Raw genomic sequence first — 3,168 nt, 5'->3', positions numbered from 1 at the left:
GCCGGCGGTGCGCGCCACCCGTCTGACGCCGCGCCCGGCCCTGGCGAGGCTTGCCGGCGGGTTGGTCGCGGCGGCGGTGCTGGTTGCGGCGGTGCTGTTCGCGGCGGGCTGGTGGCGGGACTCGTTCGGTTTCCTGGGTGCGCAGGAAGCGCGCGGCCTGCAGACCGAGGCTGTTCCGGCGACCCCGTTCGTCCTGGCGCACATGGTCGGCCTGGGCCCCGGTCCGGTCTACGACTGGGGATCGTTCCAGTTCGGATCCCAGGCGGCGCGCACAGTGGCGACGGCCTGCTCACTGGTGGAGGTCGCGGTCGTGCTGGGTGCCACCGTGTGCTGGTGGCGGATACCCCGGTCGTCACGCGGGGCCACGGACCCGGCGAGTCGGATGCTGGCGCTGCTCCTGGTTGTCCTCGTGACGAGTCGGGTGCTCAGCCCCCAGTACCTGGTGTGGTTACTGGCGGTGGCTGCCTGCCGTCCGCTGTGGTCGGGCCCGGCAACGGGCACGGGTGCTCCGGCAGGCTTCCCCGACACCCCCCCGACCCGCTGGACTCGGCGGACCTGTTCGGCCCGTTCGCACCGCTGGATCACCGTAGGACTGCCGGTGATCTGCCTGATCTCGCTCGTGGTCTACCCCATTCGTTATGACGATGTTCTCGCGGGACGGGTCGTCGCGAGCCTGCTCCTGGTGGTGCGCAACCTCCTGCTGGTCATCGTCTGCTGGGTCGCCGTCCGCGAGGTCTTGCGGACGTCACAGCCAGCGCTGCTACACCCACAGCGACAGCCCCGACAACCGTGGCCACGGTCATGGTCACGGAGGCGGGCGGAGCCGCTCGACCCAGCAGGGTCCACGTCGGGGCCAGTGACGCCAGTGACGTCACGCACAGCACCACCGACGTGACGACTACCAGCCGGCGCACCACCGGGGATCCGCCGGTGGCAGCCATGACCGCGAGCGCCGGGACAGCCGGCGCCAGATACCACGGGTAGACGACCGGAGTGCCCAGGGCCACCGCCATCCCCCCGACACCGGCGATGACGACGTCGTCCGGGGCGATGTCGTCCGGCGTGGGTCGTTGCGCCGACGCCTGCGCGTACGGCTGCGGGACCGACGGCCTGCGCCAGGCTCGCCGGAGGAGCTGGGCGACGACCGCCGCGGCAACGGCCAGCGACAACGCCCGGCTGACGGCGAGGGCCGTCTGGGTCTGATCGCCGGCACCCAGCAGACCCAGTGGCAGCCGGATCAGGTGGGCGAGCAGCGAGGCGGGGGCGATGCCGGTCTGCGACTGCCCGGAGGTGGACAGCGCGCCGATCCAGGTAGGACCGAAGCCGGCCGCGACCATGCTCAGCGTCATTGTCACCACTGCCACCGAAAGATCGAAAATGAGGGTCCCGGCGCCGGCGGCAACCATCGCGCGGCGCCGTGTGGACGCCTTGCCGCTCCCATCACCGTTCCCGTCGCGGCTCCTGTCACCGTTGCCGCCGTGGCTGGCGGTGACGCGTTCGAGCAGGTGGACGAGGACGACCACGGCAAGAGCGAGAAACGCGGTGGCCTTGACCGTCCCAGCGAGGCAGGCGAGCGCGACCCCACCGCAGCGCAGTGCGCCTGACCGCAGCGACCAACATGACCAACGTGACTGATGCGGGCGCCCGTGGCCCGGCTGCTCCTGGTCCGATCGTTGCCGGTTCCGGTCCGTCCGCTGTCGGTCTGACCGTTGCCGCTCGACGACCAGCGCCGCGACCGTCAGCGTGGCGGCCAGGGCGTCCAGGTGTGCCCCGCCGACCAGGTGGACGGCGGTGACGGGGTTTGCGGCCAGCAGCGCGAGCACCAGGGCGATCCGCTGGGAGTCCCCGCGTCCGGGAAGCAGCCGCAGGGTGAGCGCGACGAGTGCCACGACCGAGAGCACGGCGACGAGCCGCAGCACGATGACGGCGCCGAGCGGTCCGGTACCGGACAATGCCTCGCCGGCCGCGGCGACCGCCTTCTCGACGAACACGGCCGTACTTCCGTAGGGGGCATGGGTATCACGCCAGCGCGGGTCGACCGCGAGCACGAACGGATCCATCCGGTGGCCCAGCGTGCGCAGCGCCGAGATGCCGTGCGTCGCCGGATCGAGCCCATGCCGGGCGAGTTCGCCCTGGCCCGCATAGGCGTAGACGTCCCGGCTGAACAACGGCGGGCCGAGTGCGAACGGCAGATTCCACCCGAGGGAGGTGACGACCACCCAGGCGGCGGTGACGCGGGTCGTGGCGAGCCGTGCGGGCCGGCGGGTACGCCCGGATCCGCCGGGGGACACACCTGACGTACCCGATGCATCTGTTGCACTGCCGGTCGTGTGGACGATCGAATGGGCGATCGAACGGACGAGGGCATACCAGCAGAGGCACAGGGTGAGCACGGCAACGGCTGCGATCGCCGCGAGCCAGCCCCGCGTGACCGCCGGCGGTGGCCCTGATGGGAGAATCCCCCACCAGGATGAGGGATTGAGAGTGTCCGGGTTACGCGGTCCGAGCCTGGCTTCGGCAAGGACGGCGGTGACCGCCGCGACGGTGCCTACGACAGTCGGCCACACGACAGGTATGTGAAACAGGCCCAACCGCGGAAAGAACCGCGGACGGGGTCTTCGTTTCCACCTGTCGAGGCCGTTGTCGGGGGTCCGGACCGGCGCTGACCGGGTACTCCCGGTCAGCTGGTTCGTGGAGGTCTGGCACAGGGAGGTGTCGGGTGGGTCTGCTCGGCACCGTTCTGCGTCATGTGGGACCGCGTCGGGCCGTCCCGCGTCGCGACGTCCCGCGTGAGGCGGGACCACGTCACATTGTGCGGCGGGCCGCCACGCAGCGCGAAAGCGTGCCACCTGAACCCACAGCACCAGAAACGATCTCCTCTCCGGCGGTCCGTCCGGGGTCCGCCAGCGTTTTCCCGGGGTCCGGCGGCGCCGTAGCGGGGTCCCGCGGCGCCTTCCCGAAGCTGTGCAACGTGCTTCTTCGGGCCGTCCTTGCCGTTGCCGCCCTGCTGCGGCGCCAACCATGGTTGATCACCGCGGCCCTGTGCGGGATGTCGTTGGCGCTCGGGCTCACCGGCCCGGACACCCCCGCACAGGAATATCGCGTGTGGTTGTTCAAGCACGGTGGCGCGGTGCTGTGGGACGACCAGTGGTACGGCGGGCACACCGT

1 protein-coding gene and 1 pseudogene are annotated in these 3,168 nt (G+C 71.1%); one reads left to right on the top strand and one right to left on the bottom strand.

The genetic code is table 11. The features are described 5' to 3' along the window. Positions 1 to 704: 704 nt before the first annotated feature. Positions 705 to 2,591 carry a polyprenol phosphomannose-dependent alpha 1,6 mannosyltransferase MptB gene (mptB, locus tag DD1DGNOD_RS25580; RefSeq protein WP_165035284.1) on the bottom strand — a complete coding sequence of 629 codons (1,887 nt, stop codon included), beginning with the start codon at positions 2,589 to 2,591 and terminating at the stop codon, positions 705 to 707. Between the two features lie 380 nt (positions 2,592 to 2,971). Here mptB and DD1DGNOD_RS30345 point away from each other — a divergent pair. Next, positions 2,972 to 3,168: pseudogene (locus tag DD1DGNOD_RS30345) on the top strand (hypothetical protein); the annotation flags it as partial.

The sequence above is a fragment of the Candidatus Protofrankia californiensis genome, from assembly GCF_900634765.1.
Classification (GTDB): domain Bacteria; phylum Actinomycetota; class Actinomycetes; order Frankiales; family Frankiaceae; genus Protofrankia; species Protofrankia californiensis.
This window is presented reverse-complemented; position numbering and strand designations above follow the sequence as displayed.